The following is a 26,602-nucleotide window of genomic DNA, read 5'->3' on the forward strand; positions in this document are numbered from 1 at the left end:
CAAAAGGGCATACTGACCTTCTGTTGGTCAATACGCCCTTGTATCTCCGATGTGCTTTAGTATATCACAGTTTTAACGCGAATGCACTCAATTTTAAGCAAAACGCAAAAGATCCCGGGATTTTTCTCTCCCGGGATCTGAAAATTCTTACTATGTAATTCTTTTTTAAACCACACGTCTTACCGCAAGAATCGTGGTATACGCTGCGTTGCTGCTGATCTTGATACCGTCGCGCTCATTGCTTGCGTGTACGATTGCACCGCCGCCGATGTAGATGGCTACGTGGCCGCTGTAGCAGATAATATCGCCCGGCTGAGCCTCTGCATAAGATACACCGCGTCCTACACCACGCAGTGCACTGGAGGAATGCGGAAGGTCGTATCCGAAGTGTGCGTAAACGCTCATGATAAAACCAGAGCAGTCAGCTCCGTTGGTAAGGCTTGTGCCGCCCCATACGTATGGATTTCCAATAAACTGTGTTGCATAGGATACGATGGCACTTCCGGTTGCGCTTCCGGTGCTGCTGGAGCTGCTGGAATCATCCGAGCTGCTGGTATCGCTGGACGAAGAATCATCGTAAGAGCTTCCTCCGTTAGACGGTGTTGTTGTCGTGGTGGAGCTTCCTGTGCTGGACGGTGTGTTGTCTGCCGTTGTTGTATTATTTGCAGCACTGCTTGCGGCTGCTTCTGCTGCTGCCTGTCTTGCTGCTTCTGCCTGGCGGGCTGCCTCGGCTGCTTCTGCTGCCTGACGGGCCTCTTCGGCTTTTCTTGCTGCCTCTTCGGCTGCAATCTCCTCCTGGATCTGCTGGATCTTTGCGTTCTGCTCTGCCAGTACTGCGTTGTACTGTGCAGCCATGTCGTTCAGGTCTGCGATCTGGTTTTCGTAGTCATCGGAAACGGCTTTTTTCTGCTCAAGCATTGCCTCAAGGGACTGCTGCTGTGCTTCCTGCTCTGCCTCACTGGCTTCGAGATCTGCTTTTTCATCTGCAAGCTGATTGCTGTAGTCTGTTACCTGCTGTACAAGATCCATGTACTCCTGCAGGCACTCTCTGTCGTATTTGTATAACTTCTGGGTGTACTCAGCCTGGTTGAGAATGCTGCTTAAATCTTTTCCCTCCAGAAGAAGTGCTGCCCAGCCGTTGTCTCCGCCGCTCTCATAGAGGAACTGGATTCGTTTTTTCATCAGCTCGTACTGCTCGTCCTCTTCAGCCTGGGACTGTGCCAGTTTTTCCTGTGTTGTTTCAATTTCTGTCTGTTTCTCTGCAATTTCATTTTTCAGATTTTCCACGGATGCCATGGTTACGACAAGCTGTGCGTCCAGGTCATCAATCTCGCCGGTAATCTGATTCTTTTTGGTTTCCAGATCGTCGATTTCTGCTTTTGCGTTGTCAAGCTGTGCGCTGGTCTCTGCCTGTGCTGCCTGCTGCTGCTGTAACTGCTCCTGTTTCGAGGCGCTTACTGTCATTACCTGAGCTGCACTTACGATCACTGCTAAACTTAAGGCAAGAAATTTTTTTCTCATTCTTTCACTCCCAAATTGATTCGTTGTATGTAGGTTTCTTTGTTTCAGGTTTCCCTGTTTCTTAGAAATTCAATTATTCTGTAACAATTTTGAAATATTTTTCCCAATTCTTTTACATAATATCACAATTCACAAATGGATGCAAGGAAAAATATCCCGACTTTTTGTAAACAATTCGTGAACAGTAACGATACATGTTATTTTACCTTCTGTACACTCACACAACTCAATTTGTATTGATCCGGCGAGGAAAGCGCATCGCCGTCAGGGATTGAAAAGTCCTCTGCGGAGAATTTCGCACAGAGTGCCCGGTACTGATCCTCTGTAAAGTACGGCACCGCATCCTGATTCCATTCCAGACTGATTTCCTGATCGGTCACGCCGCGCGTTACAATTTTCCCGCCTTCAAAATCCTTTTGTTTCATTTCTTTTAACGCATTGTAAACTGCAGTTCCATAATCCAGACGTACTTTCAACACGGCATTGGCGTACTCCTCCACGCCGCCGTTTGCGATCAGTGCTCCGCCTGCCGCAGATGCTGCTGCGCCAAGTACATTCTGATACGATGCACCGTCCGAGAAGAGAATCTGTCCGCCCTCACCATACCAGCTTTTGATTTTTTCCAAATACGACGGTGATACGCTGCTGCTTTTCCGATACGTATAATCCAGCGTGATGCTGTTTTCTCCAAGTCCCAGATCCGCAGCGGCCGCCTCTGCACCGAGTGCATAACCTGTCCCGTACTTTGTTCCGTTCTCTTCGTTTTTCTGTCCGATATAGCCCAGGTGCGTGTAGCCGGCCTGTACTGCCGCATATCCTGCCAGGTAGCCGGCCTCTGATACATCAATTTCCAGGCTTTCTGTATTTCCGCGGAGACGGCTGCGGCCGCTCTCACTGACCGGTTCTGCCTCCAGCAGCAGAAAACGGACATCCTTCCAGTCGCGCTGTGCATCGTAAACGGCGCGGCTCATGCTCGTTCCGACACAGACGATAACGGATGCTCCCTTCTGCGCCGCCTCTTTGATGGTGTTTTCATAGTCCTCTGTTGTCCGTCCTGCCGGAACACTTGCTTCATATTTCAGACCGCTCTCGTCTCCATACTGCGCAAGACCGTTCCATGCTGACTGATACACGGCATCGGAAGCTACCTCACTGCCGTCGGTTACCAGCACCAGATCCACTGGTTCCGTCTTTTCTTTTCCGCAGCCGCCCAGCAGCAGCAACGACACTACGCCAAGACAGAGCGCCCATTTCCAGCTCTTTCGCATGTTTACTCCCCTTGTATTTTTATTTTCCAGATTTTTTCTTTTGTATTTCTGATCTGCGTCTTTCACGCACCTTCTAGTATAGACAATTCCAGCGCAAAAAGAAAGAGAGAATACACGAACTACAAAGTTTTTTTGTATTCTCTCTTATTTTTTATAGAAGATATTTTACTGGAACAGATCGTTCAGGATTTCTGCCGGTTTCTTCCTGCGGTAGCCTTCACTGTCACTTAAGATACTGCTGCTCCAGGTGAAATGATTCACACCGGTCAGATAGGACCGGTCAAGAACTTTTACACCATACCGCTCATACGCAACCGGATAATACATTTTCATGTATTCATTTGCCAGCTCAATAGCTTCACTGTTAATGCTTCCTGTTGAAGAAACGGTTCCGCCAAGCTGAATATACGGCGGTGTCGCATGAATGACAACCACGCTGCCGTCCGAGCACTGGCCAATGACAATCCAGACATGACCGCTCTTGCTGACCACATCACCCGGCGTAAATTTCTGGGATGTATCGCCTGTCACGCAGGTTCCCCAGCCTTTTCTTGCAAAGTAGGCCGGCATTCCAGTGGAGGTTGTCGTTGCATACTCTTTCGTCACCTGATGTGCGGTCCATCCGACATAGCCGGAACAGTCAAGACCTTTTCCGTACTCATACAGATGATCGGAATAGTTGTAGGTGGAATTCTGTGTATTGAAGAATTGTTTCCACTGCGCATTGACGCCGTAACTCTCTGCCTCTGCGTCTGTGTGGCCGCCTCCCCAGATATACAGGGTGTTTCCAAGCGGAAGCAGTGCATTTTTCAGAAAGTTCCGTACGGTGCGGACACCGATCTGCGCGGACGGTTCAAATCCGTCCGGACTCTGTACCAGCTTGCCGTCCTCATCGAACACATACGTTTTTCCGTCGATCACCTGTTTTCCGGTTATCATGCCGCCCCAGTTTCGGAAATAGTATGTATTTCCGCCAATCGACTGCCAGCCGATTGCCATTTTCGAGTCAGATCCAAGGTAATAGAGGTTATTATCATAGGTAATAAACGCATTCTTGTACATGCCGCCCCAGCTTCTCGGATAATAATAGTTATAATCCCAGTATACCCAGCCGCTTGTCGCCATAACGCCGTTTTTGTCTACATAATAATAGTTTCCGTCGTACTGAAACAGCTCGTCATCTCTTCTGGTTCCATTGGCGTTGATCCAGTAATGCGTTCCGTCCAGAAGCAGCCAGCCCGTATGGCTTGTGCCGTCCTCATCGAAATAATACGTTTTTCCGCCGTTCTGCACCCAGCCGGTGGCAAATGTTCCATCTGAATTGGCATAGTATGTTTTACCGCCGATGGTAAATGTCTGATCATGGTACAGACCGCCCCAGCTCTGGAATGCGTATTTTGTTCCGCCGATGGTATGAATTCCGGTGTACATGCCGCCCCAGCTTCGGAAATAGTAGCGGTTTTTGTCGTAGGTGATCCATTCAGACGATGCCATCGTACCGTCTTCTTTCATCCAGTACCAGTTGTTGTCATATTTCACCCAGCCGGTCTGAAGCGACGTATCCTTGTTGATCCAGTAATACGTTCCGTTGGTCAGATACCAGCCCTCTTTTGTAATCTGCTCGCCGTCTTCCAGAAAATAGTATTTCTTTCCATTGATATCGCAGACACCTGTATAGAAGGTTCCGTCATCCTTTGCCCAGTATTTCTTTCCCTGCCAAGTAAAAGATTCGTTATGGTAAACGCCGCCCCAGCTGTGGAAATAATATCTTGTTCCGTCAACCTCTTTCATTCCGGTGTACATCACACCGTCACCGTCGAAATAGTATCGGTTGTTGTCATACGTGATCCATTCAGATGCAGCACGTGTGCCGTCCGCTTTCAGCCAGTACCATTTGCCTTCCAGCTTCAGCCAGCCGGTCTGAACAGAACCATCCTGATTGATCCAGTAAGTCTGATCTCCCAGCTGAACCCAGCCGGTCTGGCTGGCATGATAGATCGATCCGTCATTCTGCGCTATGTAGGTTTTTCCTTTTACGGTAAAGAAGGTGTTTCGATATACACCACCCCAGCTCCGGAAATAATACTCGTTTCCTCCGATGCTCTGGAAACCGTTTTTATAAATGCCGCCCCAGCTCTGGAAGTAATACAGATTGTTGTTGATTTCTTTCCAGCCGGATGCCATCATGACACCATTATCATCAAACCAGTACCAGTTATCATCGTACAGCAGCCAGCCGGTCTGCAGGACGCCGTCTTCTCTTACCCAATAATATGATGTGCCTTTTTTCAGCCAGCCTTTTTGTGTGATCTGCGCTCCCGTAGTATCATCAAATGCGCAGAGATCACCATGTCCATTCATTGTTCTGACTATTCCACGGGCAACGATACCATTTTCCTGTACATAGTACATTTTTCCACTGATGCTGAGATACACATTTCTCTGAATGCCGCCCCAGCTCTGGAAATAATAAAGGTTTCCATCTACTTCCTGAAAACCATTTTTATAGATTGCTCCGTCTCCCTTGGCATAATAAAAATTATTATCGTATGTGAACCAGCTGTTTTCTGCCATGCGGCCGTTCCGGTCCGGATCCAGCCAGTACCAGTTTCCATTCCGGTAAAGCCATCCTGTTTTCAGCTGTCCGTTCTCATAAAAATACCAGCCGCCGTCGCCTGCCTTAACCCAGCCATTCTGACTGGCCCGCACAGCAGCACCGCTGTCCTGTGAAGCCTGTGTCTGCGTTTCACTCTGTATCCCGCTCTGCTGATCCTCTGTCTCCACAGACTGGTCCATCACCGTGCTGCTCCCCACAGCACTCGCGGAAACAGTCGTCGGATGTACGCTGAGCATCAGCACCATAAAAAGTGTACCGCCCAGAAGACTTCTCAATTTTTTCTTCGATGTCATTGGCAAGTAACTCCCTTACTATATTATATCTGCTTTTCTCTCCATGTTATCATTAGAAATTATATTATCTTTTGTAATATTTTGCAATAAAAACGTAAAAAAAGAGACATTCACGAAGGAATGTCTCTTTTTTTCTGTGTTTTATTTCACGCTTTATTCTGTCTTTTCAAGACAATATCCTGTGTTATTAGAACAATCCTGTAATCTTTCCAGTAGCGTCTACATCGATACGCTCTGCTGCCGGAACTTTCGGCAGACCTGGCATGGTCATGATGTCACCGGTCAGGGCTACGATGAAGCCTGCACCTGCGGAGATTTTCAGGTTACGTACGGTAACTTCGAATCCGGTCGGTGCGCCGAGTTTGGTCTGATCATCGGTCAGGCTGTACTGGGTTTTTGCCATACAGATCGGGCAGTTGCCAAATCCGAGAGCCTCTAACTGTTTTGCCTGTTTCTGTGCATTTGCGGTCAGGACAACTCTGCTTCCGCCGTAGATCTTCTGAACGATGGCGTTCAGTTTCTCTTCGATGGAGCCTTCCAGATCGTATGCATAAGTGAAATCGTTCGGCTGCTCGCAAAGACGGACAACTTCTTCCGCCAGGGCTACGCCGCCCTCGCCGCCTTTTGCCCATACCTCGGACAGAACAACGTTGACACCGAGCTCTTTGCATTTCTCCTCAACCAGCTTCAGCTCTGCTTCGGTATCGGTCGGGAATGCGTTGATAGCAACGACACATGGCAGTTTGTATACGTTTGTGATGTTGCTTACGTGTTTCAGAAGGTTCGGCATACCTTTCTCCAGAGCTTCCAGGTTCTCGCCGTTCAGTTCTGCTTTCGGAACGCCGCCGTTGTATTTCAGGGCACGAACAGTTGCTACGACTACAACTGCATTCGGTTTCAGGCCTGCCATACGGCATTTGATGTCGAGGAATTTCTCAGCACCAAGGTCAGCACCGAAGCCTGCCTCTGTGATAGTGTAATCTGCTAATTTCAGGCACATTTTGGTTGCTGTTACAGAGTTGCAGCCGTGTGCGATGTTTGCGAATGGTCCGCCGTGAACGATAGCCGGAGTTCCTTCCAGAGTCTGTACCAGGTTTGGTTTCAGGGCATCTTTTAAGAGTGCTGCCATAGCGCCTTCTGCGTGCAGGTCACCTGCGGTTACCGGTTTCTGCTCGGATACTTTTCCGTAGGTATATCCGATGATGATCTTGGAAAGTCTTTCTTTCAGATCTGTGATGTCGCTTGCCAGACACAGAACTGCCATAACCTCAGATGCTACGGTGATGTCATAGCCGTCTTCTCTCGGCATTCCGTTTGTTCTTCCGCCAAGGCCGTCTACAACGCTTCGAAGCTGACGGTCATTCATATCTACGCATCGTTTCCAGGTGATCTTTCTCGGATCGATATTCAGAGCGTTTCCCTGGAAAATGTGGTTGTCGATCATAGCTGCCAGCAGGTTGTTTGCTGCACCGATTGCATGGAAGTCACCGGTGAAGTGAAGGTTGATATCTTCCATTGGAACAACCTGTGCGTATCCGCCGCCTGCTGCTCCGCCTTTTACACCGAAGACCGGCCCAAGAGATGGCTCGCGAAGTGCAACCATTGCTTTTTTACCGATTCTGGAAAGTCCGTCTACCAGACCTACAGAAGTTGTTGTTTTTCCTTCTCCTGCCGGTGTCGGGTTGATGGCTGTAACGAGGATCAGTTTTCCATCCTCCGCATTGGTGTCTTTTAACAGGTTGTAATCAATTTTTGCTTTGTACTTTCCGTACTGCTCCAGATATTTGTCATCAATACCTGCTTTTTCTGCGATCGCTGTGATCGGCTGCATGGTACATTCCTGTGCAATTTCAATGTCTGATTTGTAACCCATTGTTTTAAAATCCCCTTTCTTTTTTCCGCTTTGTCCGCCGATTGATAGCCATATTTTACCATGTTTTGTAAGATGATTCAATTGATAATTATTTATTTCACAATCTTTATACGTTTTGTACCAAAAAATGCAGAAAATTCCGCCAAAAGGCGGAGCGGCACAATTCTGCATTAAAAAAAGAAGGATTCCCGGCTTTTTGCTGCCGAAAATCCTTCTCTTTTTTATTTTTTAAGAATACTGCGACTCATCCACCTCAAACGGTTCGTCGCACGGTCCTTCGAGGAGGCGGTAGCTGCCCTGTGTGGAGAAGTAATACCATTTTCCGTCGATCAGTTTCCATCCTTTTACGGCGTAGCCGTTTGCGTCAATGTAATATCTCTGCTCGGTGTCGTTTGCATAGCGGTGCGGGTTCAGGGAAACCCATTCGCTTTTGGCCCATCGGTCTTCGTCTTCGATATAGAACTTCCAGCCCTCATCGGTTTTGGTCCAAATGGAGGTTACCTGATCTTCCATTTTTTCGAAGAATTTGGATTTCTGGGAGAGATCATCATTGAGCTGGTCGAAAGTCAGCTTCTCTGCAAGCGTCTGTTCACCTGAAAACAGGTTCGTTCCAAGACCGAGGCGGTCACCCTCAATGGTAGCTCCGAGACTTGCGATGGTGGTCGGGAACATGTCCATGGTGGTGAAACTTCTGTTTTTCTCCTGCTGCGGCTGGATCGGAGAGTTGATGATCACGTTGTATACGGTTCTGATGTAGTCCGGATCAATGTTCTCACAGAAATCGGAATCCATCGTCAGATGGTCGCCAGAAATTACGATCGTTGTGTTCTCGTAGAAATCCTGCTGCTGAATCCAGGAAACGAACTCGGTGACCTGCTTGCTGGAGCAGTGCAGAACCATTCCGTACTGGTTGTCACCGTCGTTTTCTTCATCGCAGAGCTCACACGGATAGCCATCCTCAAAATGGGTGTCTGCGGTCAGCATGGTGAAGTTGAACGGCTCTCCCTCTGCTGCGATTTCGGTCAGACGGTCTTTGGCAAAGGAAAAGAGTTTTTCATCCTCATAGCCCCACCATTCGTAATATCCTTCCGGGATCAGGCCTTTTTCCATAGCCCAGTTGTAATCGTCTACTTCGTAGTCGCCGTGCTCTTTAAAGTACTCTTCCCGGCCGCCGAACTGTCCGATTGAACCGATGAAGAAATACTGCTTGTAGCCTTCATCCGCCAGGACATCACCCAGGGTATTGATTTCCGGGAAGAAGCTGGCCTGATATGCCATCTCATTTCGCTGGATTCCGATGCTGAGAGGCAGACCGGAGGTCTGTGCGAAAATTCCGGCAATGGTCCAGGTTGCGTTTACGGTAGGCTGGCCGCCGCCGAGCAGCTCCGAATTGGAAAAACTGATGTTGTCTGCGGCAAGCTGGGTCAGCTCCGGGATATAGTTTTTATCGAATGCTCCGCCGGAAGCTTTGTCTGCGTAGGTGCTCTCCATGGATTCCAGATAGAGATAGATCAGATTTCGTTTCTGTTCCGGGAACGTGATATTCACGCGGTCCGGATCTACGTAGTTGTCTTCTACCACGGTATTGTACGTGCTCTGATTTTTCAGATAATCTTTTACGTCCAGTGCTGCCCACACGTCATTGATGGAATAGACGATGCTGGCGGCTCCTGCCGCGATACAGATCATCCCGAACGCCACATGGGCTTTGCGTTTTTCCCGAAGAAAAATGCTGACCAGAATCAGAAGGATGAGTGCTGCCGCTGCGATCAGCGCACTTGAGCAGATATAACTCATCAGAAGATCATGGCTGGTTCCGGCAATCGGGGCCTTTAACTGGTAAACAAGCTCTTCCATGCTCAGATTCGGCCATGTTTTCCGCATCCAGCGCTCGGACGTAAACAGCAGCACGCCAAGCGTTCCGATCAACACTGCAAACACAGCCAGCAGAATGCGCCCTGCTTTTTTCGTTTTTTTCTGTTTCTTGTGTTTCATCTTCCTACCTCCAAAAAGCATTACAGCTTACAAAATCTTAACTTTTCTTTACAATCGCCTTACGTATTATAGCAAAGACCGTTTTAAAAAGATAGAAAATTTTTATAAAATTTTTGCACAAAAAGTGCAGCCAAAAACATATTTTTTGCATGACACATAAAAACCCGCCCGGCACCGCAAATCTCTTCGCGGCCCAAGCGGGTTTTTCATCTCTATTCCGGGAAAGCCTTATCAGCTTGCCTTGTTCTTTCTCTGTTTGATGACCTTCAGTCGTGTGAACTCTTCGCGCTCCTTCTCCTCCAGTGCGTCCGCGATATCCTTGGACAACTGGGTGTAATGCGGAATCGTGATGTTCTTCAGCGCATTGGCGCGCTTCTGTGTTTTCTTGATTGCCGCAGCAAGGCGGTATGCCGAGTTCTCAATCATGGAAAGGTTTAAGGTCAGGTCTTTTACTTTTTCAAAGGCCTGTCTTGCCTGATCCAGGGACTCCTTCGTGCTGTAGTAAGCATAAGTCGGGGCCTGTCCGGACGGATCAGCCTCTACCAGCGGAATTTCCACGCCCATGATACTCCTTGTCTTGATCCGGATAGATTCCTCCACCGGAACGGTATAGGACACGGTCTGTACGTTGGTGATACCGATCTCCATGTTCGCAATCTGCAGCGCCGCATATGCTTCGCGGAACGTCACATCAATCTGACGCTGAATATCCTTTGCCTCATCGATCAGGCCCATGAGCTCGCGGATCAGAATATTCCGCTTCTTGTCCATCAGCTCGTAACCCATGTGGGCAAGTTTCAGAGAGTTCTTTGCAAGAATCAGGTTTCCCTTGGTAGGAAAGGTATTCGGGTCCATTCCGATCTCACTCCTCTCGCTTACTCATTCATGGCATCGGCTTCTGCCTTTGCTTTTGCTACTGCATCAATGGTGGTCGGATGATAATACTGATCCAGAACCTTGGTGTTGACACGGTCGAGCTCTTCTCTCGGAAGCAGTCCAAGAAGCTCCCATGCCTTATTCAGCGTATCTTCCATGGAACGGTTTTCATCCATTCCCTGGCCGATGAATTCATGCTCGAATTCATTACCGAATACCAGGTACTGTTTATCGATCGGAGAAAGCTCATCCTCACCGATAACGGATGCCAGGGAACGCGCATCTCCTACCTTTGCATAGCAGGAGAACAGCTGGTTCGCTACGTCCTGATGATCGGCTCTTGTGTAGCCCTCACCGATACCGTCCTTCATCAGACGGGACAGGCTCGGCAGCACGCTGATTGGCGGGTAAATAGACTGGCCGTGAAGCTGGCGGTCCAGTACGATCTGACCCTCGGTGATGTAACCGGTCAGGTCAGGGATCGGGTGCGTGATATCATCGTTTGGCATGGTCAGGATCGGAATCTGTGTTACGGATCCCTCTACGCCCTGTACGATTCCGGCGCGCTCATACAGCGTAGCCAGCTCACTGTACAGGTATCCAGGATAACCTTTACGGGAAGGAATCTCTCCACGGGAGGAGGAAACCTCACGCATAGCCTCGCAGAAGGATGTGATATCGGTCAGGATAACCAGGATATGCATGCCTTTCTCGAATGCAAGGTACTCGGCAGCTGTCAGTGCTACCTTCGGGGTGATCAGACGCTCTACAACCGGGTCGTTTGCCAGGTTCAGGAACATAACAACGTGGTCAGATACACCACTTTCCTCAAAGGTCCGACGGAAGAACTCTGCTACGTCGTATTTAACACCCATAGCGGCAAATACGATTGCAAACTTCTCATCGGAATCTCCAAGAGATGCCTGCTGTACGATCTGTGCTGCCAGCTGGTCGTGCGGAAGTCCGTTTCCGGAGAAGATCGGCAGCTTCTGGCCACGAATCAGGGTGGTCAGACCGTCGATTGCAGAAATACCTGTATGGATATAGTTTCTTGGGTATTTACGGGTAACCGGGTTCAGCGGCAGGCCGTTGACGTTTCTTCTTACCTCTGCGTCAATCGGTCCCATGCGGTCGATCGGTTTTCCGATACCATCGAAGGTACGTCCCAGGATTTCCTCGGAAAGTCCGATCTCCATCGGATGTCCGGTCAGACGGGTATGAGTATTGGTAAGAGACATGCTCGAAGTTCCCTCAAATACCTGAATAACGGCTTTGTCTTCGTATACAGCAACGATACGTCCCAGTTTTTTCTCATTGCCGTCTACGGTAAATTCTACGATTTCCTCGTAGGAAGCATTTTTTACACCTTCCAGAACAACCAGAGGGCCATTGACCTCACTAAGGCCTAAATATTCAATTGCCATGATGAATTCCCTCCTTAACCATTCTTCTCGAGTACCTTATCGTAGAAGGTGTCGATATCTTTTTTGTATGTGTCAAACAGATCCAGACGGTCATTCGGTACATCGTATTTAATAGAAACGACGCGGTCAAAGATCTTGTCCTCTTTCAGTACGGACATTGGCATGCCCATCGTCACGAGCGCTTTGGATTTCTTGTACAGATAAAGAATAACTTCCATCATCTTGTACTGTTTTTCCAGAGATACGCAGGTGTCATCCGGATGGAATGCGTTCTGCTGCAGGAAGCCCAGTCGAATAACTCTGGCGATTTCCAGGGTCAGCTTCTGGTCATCCGGAAGAACATCGCTACCGATCAGTTTTACAATTTCCATCAGGGAGCTCTCGGAGTTCAGGATTCCCATTAACTGGTTCCGCATATCTACAAAGTTTTTGTTTACGTGATCTTTGTACCACGGCGACAGATCCTGCAGGTATTCACTGTAGCTGGTCAGCCAGTGGATCGCCGGGAAATGACGGGCGTAAGCCAGAGATTTGTCCAGTCCCCAGAAGCAGCGGACGAAACGTTTGGTGTTCATGGTAACAGGCTCGGAGAAGTCACCACCCTGCGGAGATACGGCTCCGATGATGGATACGCTTCCCTCTGCGCCGCAAAGGGTCTGCATCATGCCGGCACGCTCATAGAAAGCGGACAGACGGGATGCCAGGTATGCCGGGAAACCTTCCTCGGCAGGCATTTCCTCCAGACGGCCGGACAGCTCACGGAGTGCCTCTGCCCAACGGGATGTAGAGTCTGCCATGATTGCTACATCATAGCCCATATCGCGGTAATACTCAGCCAGTGTCAGTCCGGAATACAGAGATGCCTCACGGGCTGCAACAGGCATGTTGGATGTGTTGGCGATCAGGGTGGTACGGTCCATCAGCGGGTTGCCGCTCTTCGGGTCGATCAGTTCCTGGAACTCCTCCAGAACCTGTGTCATCTCGTTTCCACGCTCTCCACATCCGATATAGATGATGATATCGGCATCAGACCATTTTGCGATCTGGTGCTGGGTCATGGTTTTTCCGGTACCGAATCCGCCAGGGATGGCTGCTGTGCCGCCTTTTGCGATCGGGAACATCGTATCCAGGATACGCTGTCCTGTGATCAGCGGAACGGATGCCGGATATCTTTTCAGGGTTGGACGCGGTACACGGATCGGCCATTTCTGTGCCAGTGTGATCTCTTTTTCGGTGCCGTCTTCCAGTTTCAGTTTTACAATCGGGTCAAGGATGGTATACTTTCCGTCTTTGGCAGCCCAGATAACCGTGCCGTTGACATCCGGCGGAACCATCGATTTGTGAACGATGGAACGGGTTTCCTGTGTTTCTGCAATGATTGCGCCGCCCATCAGCTCTTCGCCTTCCGAAACAGTTACATGGACATCCCATTTTTTCTCTGTATCCAGAGAATCTACGGTAAGGCCGCGGCTGATGTATTTACCGGACTGCTTTGCAATCTCGGACAGCGGACGCTCAATACCGTCAAAAATGTTGTTCAGGATTCCAGGTCCCAATGTAACAGAGAGGGCATCTCCGGATGCGGTAACTGTTTCGCCTGGTTTCAGTCCTGTGGTTTCCTCGAAAACCTGTACTGTGGTGGTATCCTTTGTCAGGGCAATAACCTCGCCGACCAGACGTTCTTTACCAACGTAAACCATCTCGGACATTTTAAATCCGGTGTTTCCTTTCAGATATACGACCGGACCGTTGATTCCATAGATAACTCCGGTTTTATTCATGCTCTACACCTCCGTGAAAGATGAAATTCTCCCGCTCTTCGTTCAGAAGGGTCTCGAAGGAATTATCGATCAGAATATTTTTCTCCGGAATGACCGCGCGCACGCCGCCAAGGAACGGCATGGCCGAAATGGTAAGGGTTACGGAGAGTTTCTGCTCCAGGGAAGCCTTATGAGCTTCGTCTGACGGATCCAGATATAAGGTCAGCTTGTCGTTTCCGGCAAATGTAACGGCTTCGCGGATTTTGCGCTCCAGATACTCCTCATAGGATGGATCCTTTTTATAAGCGGTAAGTTTTTCACGAACTTCTTTAAACAGTTTTTCTTTTAATTCCAGATTTTTACGGGACAGCTTCCGTCTGATATGAAGCTGATCCGCAGACAGTGTCTTATTGACATCACGTTTTGCTTTCTCGGTCTCGGCAGCAACTTCTTCTTCTGCCTGACGTCTTGCGGTTGCTTTATGCTCCTCGAAGATCTTATCCAGAGCTTTCTGGTGATCGCCGATCACACGTTCTGCTTCACGGTTTGCACTGTCCAGGGAATGATTATAAAAATTCTGAAGTTTCTCCTCAGTAGTCAATGTGTGTCACCTCCAGGGCATTCTTACAGTTTTAATCCAATAGATTCATTTACAAAGGAAGTGATAAAGTCCGGCGCTCTTCCGGTACCGTGACGGTCCGGAATTTCAATGAGCAGCGGAAGCTTATGGTTGAGGCGGACATCCTCCAGAATGTCCGGGAATTCCTTCCCGAACTTTTCTGTAAGGAGAATAATTCCGATCTCTTTGTCTGCCAGTGTTTTCTGCAGTGTATCATAAAGCTCCTCGCGCTCATGAACGACAACGCCTTCCACTCCGGCCAGGCGCATGCCCGTCTGAGTGTCTACGTTATCACTGATCAAGAACATTTTCATTTATGATTCCTCCAACTTAAGGTGAAGATCAATACCTTCCGGTTTTGGAATCAAAGTTTACCAAGAATCATGAAGGAGATGATCAGACCATACAGAGCGATACCTTCGGCCATAGCTACGAAGATCATGGATTTACCAAAGATGCTGCCGTCTTCGCTGATTGCTCCAAGAGCTGCGCTTGCGGAAGATGCAACGGCGATACCGGAACCAATACCGGAAAGACCGGTAACAAGAGCTGCACCGATGTAACCAAGACCGGTTGCAAGACCAGCGCCTGCTTCTGTTGCAGCAGATGCAGTTGTTGCGCCTGCGAAGGAAACAACGGTTGCGATCAGCAGAAGGCCGAAGAAGCCGCTTACATTGGCTGCCAGAGATTTTTTGTAACGATTTTTGTTGTGCTCACCTTTGAAGTAATAAGTCATAGGAACAACGATGGTTAATACCATTGCGATTGCAGTAAGTACCTGTACAAATGCTGAGTTCATAATAGTTTTCCTCCTGAAGTTAATTCATTAAATTTACTCTTTGCTGCGATCCGGAGCCATTTTCACTTTTTCCCGATACAGCTTCCCGCCATATTCACTTCCATTTCGCATGGCTCTGAATCCTCTTTTATTTCTCGCCTTTTTTCAAAAACGGAACAAATGGTTTTCCGTCTCCTTCATAGAACCGGCTGAACATCTCGTAATACTCCAGACGCAGTACCTGGATCGCTACCAGCAGTGCCTCAAGGCAGGCAACGAAGACATTTCCGAGAACAATAACCGGCCAGCTGATGCTGCCGCCGCCTGTTGCTCCGCCGAGCATCAGGACAACCTCCATCATAGCCGCATGGCTGACTGCATATGCGCCGACACGGACAAAGGAAATTGTGTTGGAGAAGTAGCTCAAAAGCACATCGAAGAGTTCGAAGAATGCCTGTACAAAGAACATTCCCTTTCCGGTCTCCGGAAATGCATTGCCCTTCTTCTCTACCATACGCTCCAGTGGCTCTTTTAAGAAGATCGCAAGAAGCGGAATACCGAACATGACTACCATCACGCCGACAGCCGGAGCTTTATGGCCGCTGAACAGGAGAACGAGTGTAACGGCAAGGGCTCCGTAGAAAATGAAGCCTGCCAGGGAGTTCTGGCTGAACAGAAGCTCGCCGAGCTTATGGTTTCTTGCTGCATTGATCATATGCAGAACCATTCCTGTCAGAATCATGAACATACCAAATGCAACCGCTGCGACAAATACGGTATTCATCGAACCGATGAACGGAAGCGTTGTCATCGCTTCCTTCGGATGCAGCCAGAGGGCCGGTATGACATTCTCAAATCCGAAGAAGCTGCCGAACAAGAATCCGAAGATCACAGAGAATACCGCGCAGGTACTCATGATCGCTGCCAGATCCATCTTCTTGTAGTGGTACAGCAGTGCGCCGCCAATCAGCAGACACAATCCCTGTCCTACATCGGCAAACATGATTCCGAAAATAAAGGCATAGGTGAGTCCTACGATAATCGTAGGGTCAATTTCATTGTAATTTGGCAGTCCGTACATCTTCACGTACATCTCAAACGGACGGAAGATTTTCGGGTTTTTCAGCTTTGTCGGCGGCTGACGCAGAACGTTGTTTGCATCATCCTCGATGAAGCAGAAGAGATTTGTGTCGTTTTCGATGTCCTTCTGGAAGGAAGCGGCATCTTTTTCCGACATCCAGCCGCACAGAATATAGAAGGTTTCCTTCTTGGATTTTGTGCAGGCTGCCAGGCGACGGACATCAAAGTTGCCGGAGAGCTGCTCTAACTGCTCTTTTGCTGCAACCAGATCCTCTGCGGAATCCGAAAGGCATTTTGCCAGTTTCCGTGAGCACTCGCTGAGTGCATCGTCTGTCTTTTTGATTTCTGCCTGAAGTGCTGCGTAAGCATCCTCCGGCGTTCCGCTGTACTCGTCCGGAACGTAGATTCTTTCGAAGTGCAGGGATGAGAATACGGCGTCCACTTTCGTGACCTGATCTCTTGGGCAGAAGTAAATGCCCCATACATACTGCTCATCGGAATGGCAGCGGTAGAATACCGTATCGCTGTTCTCATAGCAGTAGCTCTCAAATTTGTTGTAATACTCTTTTGTGATCTTTCCGAATCTGAATTTAATAAAGTGGAAATCCAGAATGGAGGAAAGATTGCAGTGCAGATCCTGAAACGGCTCGATTTTCTGTGCTTTTTCCATCAAGTCTTTCTTTTTTGCTTCCAGTTCTGTACGCTCCTGGTTCAACTGGCCAAGGGTGTGATCCAAACCATGGACACAGTTGATGGCATCTTCCAGGGAAAGTCTTTTCGTGGTGGTACGCTTCTCTTCCGGCAGAAGTGCTGTAAAATCTTCCGCCTGTTTTAAGGTCTCTTTGTATGGGTTGATCTGGATATACGGTGTGATATTCTGCATCGTAGACAGCTCCGTCAGAGCGTTTTCCAGATGTATCTCATATTTTGAGAGATAAGTGTTGACCACACGGTCAATGTCGGCTTTCGGCCCGGTGATGCTCAAAAATTTCATCTTGACAATCAATGAGTACACCTCCCCGTGTATTAAGTTTTTGCGATATGCTGCATTGCCTCGTCAGCGCTGATACGGTAACGTACGCACTCGAGTGCAATAATAAGCCGGTTTACCTCGTGCTCTTTGTGATAGAGGTATGAGTATATGGTGGCAACGGAATAAGGATCCTGTCTGGATTCACTGGAAAGTATGTGCTTCATAATGGCTGCATACATGGATTCCAGCGTATCGACTTTGAAGGAATCATACCGTTTCGCATAATAGGTTTGTTCCAGCAGCTGGGAAAATGCACTCATATTCTCGGCTTCTACCAGTGCCTTTACCACATCCTTTTTCAGCCGGTGATGAACCGGAATCAGCAGGGCGTAGATTTGTGCGCTGGTCATGTGATAATAGCGTTTGGAACGGTAGATCCACTGAAGGTTCAGCATGTCAAACTTGCTTCCCCATGCAGCGGTCAGCTCTTCCAGATCCCGCTTTGTCACTACTTTTGATCTGTCTTTCCACATCTGTGCAAAGTAATACAGATCCAGGGTCATCTCATAGTCGAACAGGGTCGGACGCTCGATATCCGCGAGCTGCGACAACGGGGCATAATATTCTGTCCCTTTCAGGTTCGCAATCAGTTCTTCGATCGTCCTGGAGGACGCCAGAAGATTGATGTCCAGCTGGGAATGCTTGTTAAAGAACTCGTCGAATATGGACAGGTTCAATACCACATCACGGTGATCAAATACCGTGTTCAGGCATTCTTTGATAACGGACACTTCGTATCGTTTAAAGTAGAGCGCAAGGAACTTTCTCTGCTCCACATTTGCAAAACGGTACAGCTTGGAAAAATCCCGGTATACCGTCAGGCGCAGCATTTTCTCGATCTGACCTCGGTGAAGGTCAGCTTCGTTGTAGCCCTCAAACAGATCCTCATAGCCTTTATGCTGCTTGAGGTAAGAAACTGCCTGCGGTACACTCTCCAATTCCACGATTTCCCGAAAATTCTGGTCGTTTAAAAGATGGCTCTGCATGGCTCTTATCTTTGTGGTAAGGCCGCTGTAGGATAATAGACCGCTCATCGTTTCACTTCCTTATAATGTTTTCGTAAATCTGCGTGGACAGTGTTCCGTGATTCTGTTCGTAATAAGCGTCCAGTGAAGATAGAAGTTCGGCGGCAGAGTCCCGCTGCTTTTTCTGATCCGCATCTGTAGTAGAATGAAGTTTTGTTGTGATCTCTTCAATCCGCTTTGCCGTTTCCGCTTCCAGATCTGCATCGAATTTTGCAATCCGCTCTTCCTGCTGCTCGTCCTGGAGCTTCTTCTGATTCTCGGCAGCCTGCATAATCTTAGTAGCAGCCGTTTCGATCTCTGCAAGTTTGTTAATTACAGATTCCATAGCATCGCTTTCCCTCCTTATTTATTTAAAAGACAACAAAGACGAGGAAAACTCCCCGCATCTTTGCTGTTAGTATTCTACACCTTTTTTTCCAAAGTTGACATATTGAAATCGTAAAAAAAAGTGGGATTTCGATCGACTTTTTAATTAAAAATAGACAATGGGTCATATTTTTTCTTCCAATCTCAATAGCCAAAAGATGGTCCCTCATATGATTTCGATATGGATCCAATCCGATTGTCATATTGCTGATAAGAAATGCTATGTGCAGGTTGATATTGTATACAGTATTTTGAAAACTTTGAAAATTTGAAAACGGGATTTTTCTGTTTTGCTTTTTCGGGAGCTATGATATACTGAATATGATTGGCTTTTATTCTAATATTTATCACTTAAGAAAGGAATTTTACGCATATGCGCCTTAGAAATATCAGAGGATCAAAAGATGTGATTGCTTCCTGTCCGTTCGTTGTGCAGGAGCCGGAGAGCTGCCGGGGACGGTGGGCTGAAATTTTTGGAAATGAAAATCCGATTCATATTGAGGTCGGTATGGGAAAGGGCCGCTTTTTGATGGATATGGCGGTTCTGCATCCGGAAATCAACTACGTCGGCATTGAAATGTACGACAGCGTGCTGCTCCGCGCAGTACAGAAACGGGAAAAACTGGAGACGGAAATCAAAAACCTGTTCTTTATCCGCATGGATGCACGCCAGCTTCCGGAAGTGTTTGCTGAGGGCGAGGTAGACCGCATTTACCTCAACTTCTCTGATCCGTGGCCGAAAGACCGCCATGCGAAACGGAGACTGACATCGCATGAGTTTCTTGCACGGTACGAGAAGATTTTAAAGAAGGACGGAACACTGGAATTCAAAACCGATAATAAAGATCTGTTTGACTTCTCTCTTGAAGAGATGAAAAATGCAGAGGGATGGGAACTCACTGCATTCACATACGATCTGCACCACGATGTGGTTCTCTCAGAAGGAAATGTAATGACGGAATATGAGGAGAAGTTTTCCTCAATTGGAAACCCGATCTGTAAGATGGAGGCACGGTTTCTGTAGCGGAATGCTTTCGCAAATGATTTGATTCCCATCCAAAATACAAACCGGCAGCAGAACGGTCTCTTGAAAAGTAAGACCGCTCCGCTGCCGGTTTTTCTCTGTTTCTATCGCAATGTAAAAAAGTTGATACACAGACTTTTGGTATTTTGCTTGTAAAACAAGAAAAACACCGTCCCCGCAGCTCTCAGGTCTGCAAAAACAGTGCTTTCGATGCGCCTTCAGGGACTCGAACCCTGGACAAATAGATTAAGAGTCTACTGCTCTACCAACTGAGCTAAAGGCGCTTACTTTTGTTTTTCTGTGTTTCATTGGATGATCCACTCGCTGAACACAAATAAGATTATAAAGGATTCTGCCGAAAAAAGCAACCTTTTTTTCACTGTTTCTTTACTTTTGTTAAAAACAGCGAAAACAGGTCTTATAATTCTATTAAATTTCACAATTTTTTCGTATATTTCCGTTTGTTTCGATGACGGCTCCAATGGCAGCCGAACCTACTTCCGTTTCTTATCTTTCTTTTTCAAAAGCTTCTCCAGCTCCTGCATGGATTTCTGGATTTTATAAAGACAGCCGCTGCCGGCATATTTATTCTGATAGCAGAAATCCTGGAGTTTCTGCTGAAGGAAACCTGATTTTCTGATCAAACTTCTTCTCCGCTTTCCGGCGTACCGGACACGGGCACCGGAAAAGTTCTTTTTCTTCTATATTATACAGGGAATGTCAAAAATGACCAGAAAATAGCTTGTTTTAGCCATTGTTTTCCCATTTCCTTTCCGCTATAATACAGCAAAAACTACTATTTATACTTTGGGGGAATTTTTATGAAAACACGAATGAATTTTAAGGATGAATTTTACCAGAAACTAAAACTCCTCGTCCTTCCGATTGCGATCCAGAATTTTATGCTGGCTCTCGTCAGCGCAACGGATGCGATCATGCTGGGCTGGATTGATCAGACTTCGTTGTCTGCTGTTTCACTGGCCGGACAGGTGCAGTTTGTTTTGAGCCTTTTTATCTCAGGCATCGCGGCGGGCGCCGGTATTATGGCAGCGCAGTACTGGGGGAAACGGGATGCTGCTTCGATCGAAAAAGTGATTCCGATCGCACTTCGCACCAACCTGCTGTTCTCCGGCCTGTTTACCATCCTTGCCGGTTTCTGTCCCGAAATGCTGATGCGCATCTTTACAAATGATGCGGCCCTGGTTGCAAGCGGAAGCCAGTATTTACGCGCTGTTGCACTCTCCTACGTACTCTGCGGTATTTCGCAGGTCTATCTAATCCTGCTGAAAAACACCGGTCATGCAGCAGTCAGCTCCCGCATCAGTTCCACTGCGGTTGTACTGAACATCATTTTAAATGCCATCCTCATCTACGGTCTTTGCGGTGCTCCGGCACTTGGGATCCGCGGAGCAGCTTATGCAACGGTAGCTGCCCGCGTTGTGGAACTGATCTGGGCTTATCTCGAGACAAAGAAACCGGAGCGTGTACGGATTCTCTGGAACCGCCTCTTCTCTTCCGCAGGGAAAATACTTTCAGAAGACTTCTGGCGCTACACGCTTCCCGTGCTTGCGGCCTCCCTCGTCTGGGGAATTGCCTACGTTCTGTACTCCGTTATCATGGGCCACATGGGAAGCGATGCTGTTGCAGCAAACTCGATTACCTCGATTGCAAAGAGCCTCCTCTCCTGCCTGATCCGCGGTGTGAGCGGCGGTGCCGGTGTTCTGATCGGAAATCTGCTCGGCGCGAACGAGCTGGAAAAAGCCCGCGAGTATGGAGGACGTTTAAGCCATCTCTCCATTGCCATCGGCATTGTGACCGGCGGCCTGCTGATGCTCATTTCCCCAGCCATCGTTCATTTTGCCCCACTTTCCGATATCGCAGCCGAGTACCTGCAGTACATGCTTCTCTTCTGCGGTCTGAACCTGATGGCACAATCGGTCAACACCACCGTTCTCGACGGTATCTTTTGTGCCGGAGGCGATGCGAAATTTGATATGCAGGGAAACATCGGCGCTATGTGGTGCTTTTCTGTACCGCTTGGCTTTCTTGCCGCATTCTGGCTGAAGCTTCCGGTTATGGTGGTTTACTGCATTGTAAATCTCGATGAAATTGTAAAGCTTCCTGCCGTTTATCATCATTATAAAAAGTACATCTGGGTTCGCAATATTACCCGCGATGTCGAAGATTAGTTCTCACATCATCTGCAGTCCCTGCCGCCGGCAGCTTCCACCGGATGCAATACCCAAAAAGCCTCTGAGGAAAGTCACATTCACACCGGACTTTTCTCAGAGGCTTTTGATTATTCCATTGATTGTTCCATTGACTATTTCATGGACGATTACATGGATTTTCTTTCCGCAATTTCCGCCATCTTTGCTTCATTCAGACGTGTGTCGCCATGGACACGGCTGTAGGAAAGATAGCCGTTCATACGGTCGATCTTTGTCAGGTTCTTGGAACCGCAGACCGGGCAGACATCCATGTCAAGTTCCTGGTGGCCGCAGTCATCGCAGTAAGCCAGGGACAGGTTGACGCCCTCGTAGTAGCCAAGCTCCATCGCACGCTCGATCAGGGTCTTGATCGCGCCTTTGTTGTAGCCGACCGGATAGCGCACGTACTGGATTTTTCCGCCGTTGCAGAGCTCCCAGAAACGTCCCTCGAGATCCTGTTTCTGGATCGGGGTGATGTCCTCGGTTACGTGGCAGTGGAAACTGTTGCTCACATACGGGCGGTCCGAAACGTTGCGGACGATGCCGTACTGTTTGCGGAACTGCTCTATCTGCAGGCCGCACAGGGATTCTGCCGGTGTGCCGTAGATCGCATAGAGGATGCCGTCCTCTTTCTTAAACTCGGCAACCTTGTCGTTGATATATTTCAGCGTGTCGAGTGCGAACTGTCCGTCCTCAACAAGAGATTTTCCGTTGTACAGCTCCTGCAGCTCGTTCAGCGCCGTGATACCGAACGATGCGGTCATCGGCTTTAACAGCGGGCGGATCTTGTCGGACGGTTTTAAGTGGCCGCCGTAGAAACCTCCCTCGCAGTAAGCCAGCGGGTTCGTGGATGCACGCATCTCGCCGAGGTAATCGTAGGTCCGTTTGTGCAGATCGCGGATCATCTCGAGGTAGAAGTCGAGCACTTCATGGAAATCGCGGTTCTCGGAACGGGATTTTGCCAGGATCATCGGAAGATGAAGGGAAACGGCTCCGATGTTGAAACGTCCGACAAAGACCGGTTTGTCGTTCTCATCTGCCGGCTCCATGCCTCCGCGCTCGTACCACGGGCTAAGGAAAGCACGGCATCCCATCGGGCTGATGACTCTCTTGTATTTCTTGTACATCTCGGCGATGTAGCCCTCGCCGCTCATCGACAGCCAGTCCGGATACATCGTCTTGGAAGAACAGTCAAGTCCTGCCTCGAAGACATCTTCTGCGATGCCGCCCTCTCCGTGAATTGCCTTGTCATATAAGAAGACAATTTTCGGGAAGAGCACCGGCTTTTTGTGGCCCTTCTTGCCCTGTCCGTTTTTGTGGACCTCGAGAAGGGAGATGGAAATCATCTTCTCGAACATGCTCGTTCCAAGGCCGAGGGTCACGGTAACGAACGGATAATCACCGCGGGAAGATCCAACAGTGTTCAGCTTATACTCAATTCCCTGCCATCCCTGATCGCACTCTCTTCTTACTTTGTCGATCGCATACTCGATGGCTTTCTCCTGTGCACCCTCCCAGGATGCGTCGGTATATTTCAGGAACTCTTTTACGTAGTAATCGTAGCTCTTCTGTGCGTACGGAGCAAGGATCTTGTCCACCTCCGGCACGGTAAAGCCGCCGTACTGCTGTGCAGCGGTGCTGAGGACGATATCGCCCATGACATCAAATGCGGTGTCGAGTGTCTTCGGCTCGTTGTACCAGACATTTCCCATCTCGAAACCGCCTTTTAAAACGTTTCCGACATCGAACAGACAGCAGTTCATGGTATCGAGACGTGCGGACTGGTCGTGGATGTAGATGTAACCGTCCTTACAGGCCTGCAGCTCGTTGCGGTTCATGAAGAACTTGCGGTACAGCTCTTTGTTCAGCTCGTTGAAAATCAGGCTTCGCTTCGTTGCAACGAGGGCGCTGTCGGTGTTGGCATTGCTCTTGTCGCCGATGTAGCGGATGGACTGGCTCTTCGTGTAGACCTCGTCCATCATATGGATAAAATCAGTTTTGTAATTGCGGTAATCGCGGTAGCTTTTTGCCACAGCCGGGTTTACTTTTTCGAGTGCTCCCTCCACGATATTGTGCATATCGCTGATCGGAATTTCGGTCTTTCCAAGGGAATATACGTGCTCGGTTGCGAACTTACAGATAAAGTCAATCTCCTGCTGTGAGAAGGTATACAGGATTCTCTGTGCGGATTTATTTACGGCACGGACGATCTTCTGCGCGTCGAATTCTTCTTTGGTGCCGTCCTTTTTGATAATATAAACCATTGTGGTGTCCTCCAAATCAAACACTATATCTTGTGTGTCCCCCACCCTTTTCTTGTAGCGGGTACCACATATTGTAGCATGTTTCTTTTGAAAAGAAAAGGCATTTCCTGTAAGTTTTTATTTTCAGAATATTGCATACTGCTCTTTCGTGCAGACAGAAATCTGCATTTTTCAAATTCGTTCTGCAAGCGTTCCTTCAAAAACGGTCTCGGCCGGGCCGGTCAGAAGGACCTTATTTTTCGTCCGGTCCCATGTAACGAAAAGCCTGCCGCCGCGCAGTTCTACGGCAGTTTCTCCCTCCGAAACACAGCCGGAAAGCATCGCCGCGACGGCTGCCGCACACGCTCCCGTTCCGCAGGACAGCGTTTCACCGCTCCCACGTTCCCAGACTCTCATTTTTATTGTGTGTTGATCTAAAGTCTGGATAAACTCTGTATTGATACGGTCCGGGAAGCAGGAAAGGTGTTCAAAAGCGGAACCGGTCTTTGCAATGGATATTTTTTCCACATCTTCCACCGGAATCACCGCATGCGGATTTCCCATCGAAAGGCAGGTCATCGTATAATTTTCCCCGCACACGGTAATTTTATGCTCCAGCACATATTCCCCCAGAGAAACAACGGGGATCTGTGCGGCGCGGAATTCCGGCGTTCCCATCTCCACTGTCACCTGACAGATCTCATTCAGATTCTCCCCCGTCTGCAGATGAATCACACGGTTTCCGCTGCCGGTTTCGATAGTCAGCGTCGTTTTTCTCGTCAGCCCATGCTCGTACACGTATTTTCCCACACAGCGGATGCCGTTGCCGCACATCGCGCCCTTCGAGCCGTCGGCGTTGTACATTTCCATCGAAAAATCTGCTGTTTTGGATGCCCCGATCAGAATCAGCCCGTCCGCGCCGATGCCGAAATGGCGGTCACTTACCGCTTTTGCCAGCCGCCCCGGACTCTCCACCCGCTCCTCCATGGCATTTACATAGATATAATCATTTCCGCAGCCCTGCATTTTTGTAAAACGCATACACAGCCTCCTCCCAGACTTCTGCCCTTTCCAGTTCCTTACTAAATATGTATTCCGTACCGCGCTTTTGAAAAACCATTTTTCTCAAATCCGCTTCAGACATTGGAAAACGAAGCGGAATGTGATAGAATAGGGGGAACTGATATCGTTACTTACATGAAGTAACTTTCAAATATTTTTAACCATTTATTATGAGGAGGTTTTGATGAAAAAATACCGTTGGGTTTTAACAGCAGTATTTGCCGCTTTCCTCGTGGGAACGAGCGGCTGCGGAAAGAAAACAGAAACGATTCCGATCACAACCATCAGTCAGAGTACCGACGATGACGACCCCGAAGACAATCTGGCGGCCTCCGGCGATTCCGATGAGATTCCGGAATACGATGTGGATCTCTCGAAGAACCTGAACAGTTTTCAGCTTGCCATCTGGGGCGATACATACGAAATTCCGGAATCCTACGCGGATTTTACAGCGCTTGGCTGGGTCTACAGCGGCGACGACACGAAGGAAATTCAGCCGGAATCCTTCTCAGAGGGCGAAAGTTTTGAAAAGGACGGAAACCAGATTACCGTCGATATTGCCAATCCGGATACCACGGCAAAGCCAGTGGCGGAATGCCTGATCGGAGGCATTCACATCGACACCTCGACCGCTGAGGGCCAGAATATCTATGTCGGCCTGCCGAACGGCGTCACTCTGCAGCAGTCGCTGATGGAGGATGCGGAAAGCATCTACGGTGCGCCAAAGGACCGTTATGAGACCGATACCTCTGTGCAGTTCACGTATGAGTACGGGCTGTACCAGACGATCACGCTCGGCTTCGATAACAAAACGGGAATTCTGTATTCCCTCGATATGCAGAACTTTACGACCACGGCTGATGCAGAAGCGCTCGATGGTGTCAGCGATGCCACAACACCGGAAGTGGAGGCCTACCAGGCACCGGAAGCCGACAGCAGTGAAATCAACGACTGGACCGTCCGCTTTGACGATGTACTCTATCATCTTCCCGTTCCGGTCAGTGAACTTCTGGACCACGACTGGACCGTCAATATGAAAGAGTCCGATACGGCCGTTTTAAACGGAAAATACGGCTACGTCACGCTGGAAAAGGGCGGTCAGAAGCTTTACTGCACCGTACATAATTACGGCGCGGAGGCGACGACAGTGCGCAACTGTTTTGTTACTTCGCTGTACGGCGATCTCGATACGACAAAGATTCCGATTTCAATCACAAACGGCATCACGCTCGGCACTTCCGAGAGCGATTTTCTGGCGAAGGCAGGGGATGCCAAATCAGAAAAAACGGAAAAAGAGGATAGTAACCTGACACTCTACACATTCTATAGTGATGACGAAAAGCTGGACTACACTGAAATCGGCATCGACAACGATCTGAAGCTGGTACGCAGCATCAAGGTGGTTCACAACCAGCCGGAAGCGCCGGAAGAAGAAGCCAAAAAAACTTCCGCGGAAGATTCATCTTCCGTTTCCGACAGTCAGGAACCGTCCGAAACACCGGCTCCGTAACGATACTTTCAGAAAAATGGCTGCA

General features: G+C 48.7%; 20 protein-coding genes and 1 tRNA gene. 3 read left to right on the top strand and 18 right to left on the bottom strand.

Annotated features, from left to right (window positions below; genetic code table 11):
• Positions 1–165: 165 nt before the first annotated feature.
• The 14 genes from DWX26_RS06855 to DWX26_RS06920 form a co-directional block, all read right to left on the bottom strand.
• Positions 166–1,521: a C40 family peptidase gene (locus DWX26_RS06855; RefSeq protein ID WP_117510092.1), complete on the bottom strand. Its 1,356-nt coding sequence runs from the start codon at positions 1,519–1,521 to the stop codon at positions 166–168.
• 197 nt (positions 1,522–1,718) lie between these two features.
• Positions 1,719–2,789, bottom strand: a complete 1,071-nt coding sequence (locus DWX26_RS06860; RefSeq protein ID WP_147326117.1) for a BMP family ABC transporter substrate-binding protein — start codon at positions 2,787–2,789, stop codon at positions 1,719–1,721.
• A 165-nt stretch (positions 2,790–2,954) separates the two neighbouring features.
• Positions 2,955–5,699 carry a hypothetical protein gene (locus DWX26_RS06865; protein ID WP_117805218.1) on the bottom strand — a complete coding sequence of 915 codons (2,745 nt, stop codon included), beginning with the start codon at positions 5,697–5,699 and terminating at the stop codon, positions 2,955–2,957.
• 187 nt (positions 5,700–5,886) lie between these two features.
• Entirely contained in the window at positions 5,887–7,572 is a 1,686-nt protein-coding gene (locus tag DWX26_RS06870; protein ID WP_022461681.1) for a formate--tetrahydrofolate ligase, read from the bottom strand.
• A gap of 228 nt (positions 7,573–7,800) precedes the next feature.
• On the bottom strand, positions 7,801–9,567 hold the full coding sequence (locus tag DWX26_RS06875; protein ID WP_117805219.1) for a sulfatase-like hydrolase/transferase: 1,767 nt from the start codon (positions 9,565–9,567) through the stop codon (positions 7,801–7,803).
• 231 nt (positions 9,568–9,798) lie between these two features.
• Positions 9,799–10,422, bottom strand: a complete 624-nt coding sequence (locus DWX26_RS06880) for a V-type ATP synthase subunit D (RefSeq protein ID WP_022461683.1) — start codon at positions 10,420–10,422, stop codon at positions 9,799–9,801.
• Between the two features lie 20 nt (positions 10,423–10,442).
• Positions 10,443–11,867, bottom strand: coding sequence for a V-type ATP synthase subunit B (locus DWX26_RS06885; RefSeq protein ID WP_022461684.1), 1,425 nt, complete (start codon positions 11,865–11,867; stop codon positions 10,443–10,445).
• Positions 11,868–11,881: 14 nt separating this feature from the next.
• A complete protein-coding gene (locus tag DWX26_RS06890; protein WP_022461685.1) occupies positions 11,882–13,648 on the bottom strand; it encodes a V-type ATP synthase subunit A in 1,767 nt (588 codons plus the stop codon).
• On the bottom strand, positions 13,641–14,228 hold the full coding sequence (locus DWX26_RS06895) for a V-type ATP synthase subunit E (protein WP_055220230.1): 588 nt from the start codon (positions 14,226–14,228) through the stop codon (positions 13,641–13,643). The genes DWX26_RS06890 and DWX26_RS06895 overlap by 8 nt, the downstream gene beginning before the upstream one ends.
• A gap of 23 nt (positions 14,229–14,251) precedes the next feature.
• The gene (locus DWX26_RS06900; protein ID WP_055220228.1) at positions 14,252–14,560 is read right to left on the bottom strand and encodes a V-type ATP synthase subunit F; all 309 of its coding nucleotides are present in this window, start codon (positions 14,558–14,560) and stop codon (positions 14,252–14,254) included.
• A 50-nt stretch (positions 14,561–14,610) separates the two neighbouring features.
• Positions 14,611–15,045 (bottom strand): ATP synthase subunit C, encoded by a 435-nt coding sequence (locus DWX26_RS06905; protein ID WP_022461688.1) that lies wholly within the window; start codon positions 15,043–15,045, stop codon positions 14,611–14,613.
• A 127-nt stretch (positions 15,046–15,172) separates the two neighbouring features.
• Positions 15,173–17,119 (bottom strand): V-type ATP synthase subunit I, encoded by a 1,947-nt coding sequence (locus DWX26_RS06910; protein ID WP_373142148.1) that lies wholly within the window; start codon positions 17,117–17,119, stop codon positions 15,173–15,175.
• An 11-nt stretch (positions 17,120–17,130) separates the two neighbouring features.
• Positions 17,131–18,171, bottom strand: coding sequence for a V0D/AC39 family V-type ATPase subunit (locus DWX26_RS06915; protein ID WP_022461690.1), 1,041 nt, complete (start codon positions 18,169–18,171; stop codon positions 17,131–17,133).
• 4 nt (positions 18,172–18,175) lie between these two features.
• Positions 18,176–18,487, bottom strand: a complete 312-nt coding sequence (locus DWX26_RS06920) for a hypothetical protein (RefSeq protein ID WP_022461691.1) — start codon at positions 18,485–18,487, stop codon at positions 18,176–18,178.
• Positions 18,488–18,901: 414 nt separating this feature from the next.
• Here DWX26_RS06920 and trmB point away from each other — a divergent pair, with 414 nt between their 5' ends.
• Positions 18,902–19,552: a tRNA (guanosine(46)-N7)-methyltransferase TrmB gene (gene trmB, locus DWX26_RS06925; RefSeq protein ID WP_117801545.1), complete on the top strand. Its 651-nt coding sequence runs from the start codon at positions 18,902–18,904 to the stop codon at positions 19,550–19,552.
• A gap of 211 nt (positions 19,553–19,763) precedes the next feature.
• On the opposite strand, the gene DWX26_RS06930 is transcribed toward trmB, so the two are convergent.
• Both DWX26_RS06930 and DWX26_RS16725 read right to left on the bottom strand, forming a co-directional pair.
• Positions 19,764–19,836, bottom strand: a tRNA-Lys gene (locus DWX26_RS06930).
• A gap of 210 nt (positions 19,837–20,046) precedes the next feature.
• Positions 20,047–20,196, bottom strand: a complete 150-nt coding sequence (locus DWX26_RS16725) for a hypothetical protein (protein ID WP_156327623.1) — start codon at positions 20,194–20,196, stop codon at positions 20,047–20,049.
• Between the two features lie 177 nt (positions 20,197–20,373).
• Between DWX26_RS16725 and DWX26_RS06935 the strand changes: the two genes are divergently transcribed.
• Positions 20,374–21,741 (top strand): MATE family efflux transporter, encoded by a 1,368-nt coding sequence (locus DWX26_RS06935; protein WP_118601128.1) that lies wholly within the window; start codon positions 20,374–20,376, stop codon positions 21,739–21,741.
• Between the two features lie 149 nt (positions 21,742–21,890).
• Here the strand turns inward: DWX26_RS06935 and nrdD are convergent, their stop codons facing one another.
• Positions 21,891–24,026, bottom strand: coding sequence for an anaerobic ribonucleoside-triphosphate reductase (gene nrdD / locus DWX26_RS06940; RefSeq protein WP_022461695.1), 2,136 nt, complete (start codon positions 24,024–24,026; stop codon positions 21,891–21,893).
• Positions 24,027–24,197: 171 nt separating this feature from the next.
• Positions 24,198–25,046, bottom strand: coding sequence for a diaminopimelate epimerase (gene dapF / locus DWX26_RS06945; RefSeq protein WP_022461696.1), 849 nt, complete (start codon positions 25,044–25,046; stop codon positions 24,198–24,200).
• 205 nt (positions 25,047–25,251) lie between these two features.
• On the opposite strand from dapF, the gene DWX26_RS06950 reads away from it, so the two are divergent.
• Entirely contained in the window at positions 25,252–26,577 is a 1,326-nt protein-coding gene (locus tag DWX26_RS06950) for a hypothetical protein (RefSeq protein WP_118601129.1), read from the top strand.
• The last annotated feature ends 25 nt before the right edge of the window (positions 26,578–26,602 follow it).

This window comes from Blautia sp. AF19-1, from assembly GCF_003479155.1.
In the GTDB taxonomy this organism is placed as follows: domain Bacteria; phylum Bacillota; class Clostridia; order Lachnospirales; family Lachnospiraceae; genus Fusicatenibacter; species Fusicatenibacter saccharivorans.

Bases quoted from the DNA above. Each gene is read 5' to 3' on its own strand.
- DWX26_RS06855 (WP_117510092.1), bottom strand. From the start codon at position 1,521: ATGAGAAAAAAATTTCTTGCCTTAAGTTTAGCAGTGATCGTAAGTGCA.
- DWX26_RS06860 (WP_147326117.1), bottom strand. From the start codon at position 2,789: ATGCGAAAGAGCTGGAAATGGGCGCTCTGTCTTGGCGTAGTGTCGTTG.
- DWX26_RS06865 (WP_117805218.1), bottom strand. From the start codon at position 5,699: ATGACATCGAAGAAAAAATTGAGAAGTCTTCTGGGCGGTACACTTTTT.
- DWX26_RS06870 (WP_022461681.1), bottom strand. From the start codon at position 7,572: ATGGGTTACAAATCAGACATTGAAATTGCACAGGAATGTACCATGCAG.
- DWX26_RS06875 (WP_117805219.1), bottom strand. From the start codon at position 9,567: ATGAAACACAAGAAACAGAAAAAAACGAAAAAAGCAGGGCGCATTCTG.
- DWX26_RS06880 (WP_022461683.1), bottom strand. From the start codon at position 10,422: ATGGACCCGAATACCTTTCCTACCAAGGGAAACCTGATTCTTGCAAAG.
- DWX26_RS06885 (WP_022461684.1), bottom strand. From the start codon at position 11,867: ATGGCAATTGAATATTTAGGCCTTAGTGAGGTCAATGGCCCTCTGGTT.
- DWX26_RS06890 (WP_022461685.1), bottom strand. From the start codon at position 13,648: ATGAATAAAACCGGAGTTATCTATGGAATCAACGGTCCGGTCGTATAT.
- DWX26_RS06900 (WP_055220228.1), bottom strand. From the start codon at position 14,560: ATGAAAATGTTCTTGATCAGTGATAACGTAGACACTCAGACGGGCATG.
- DWX26_RS06905 (WP_022461688.1), bottom strand. From the start codon at position 15,045: ATGAACTCAGCATTTGTACAGGTACTTACTGCAATCGCAATGGTATTA.
- DWX26_RS06915 (WP_022461690.1), bottom strand. From the start codon at position 18,171: ATGAGCGGTCTATTATCCTACAGCGGCCTTACCACAAAGATAAGAGCC.
- DWX26_RS06920 (WP_022461691.1), bottom strand. From the start codon at position 18,487: ATGGAATCTGTAATTAACAAACTTGCAGAGATCGAAACGGCTGCTACT.
- trmB (WP_117801545.1), top strand. From the start codon at position 18,902: ATGCGCCTTAGAAATATCAGAGGATCAAAAGATGTGATTGCTTCCTGT.
- DWX26_RS06935 (WP_118601128.1), top strand. From the start codon at position 20,374: ATGAAAACACGAATGAATTTTAAGGATGAATTTTACCAGAAACTAAAA.
- nrdD (WP_022461695.1), bottom strand. From the start codon at position 24,026: ATGGTTTATATTATCAAAAAGGACGGCACCAAAGAAGAATTCGACGCG.
- dapF (WP_022461696.1), bottom strand. From the start codon at position 25,046: ATGCGTTTTACAAAAATGCAGGGCTGCGGAAATGATTATATCTATGTA.
- DWX26_RS06950 (WP_118601129.1), top strand. From the start codon at position 25,252: ATGAAAAAATACCGTTGGGTTTTAACAGCAGTATTTGCCGCTTTCCTC.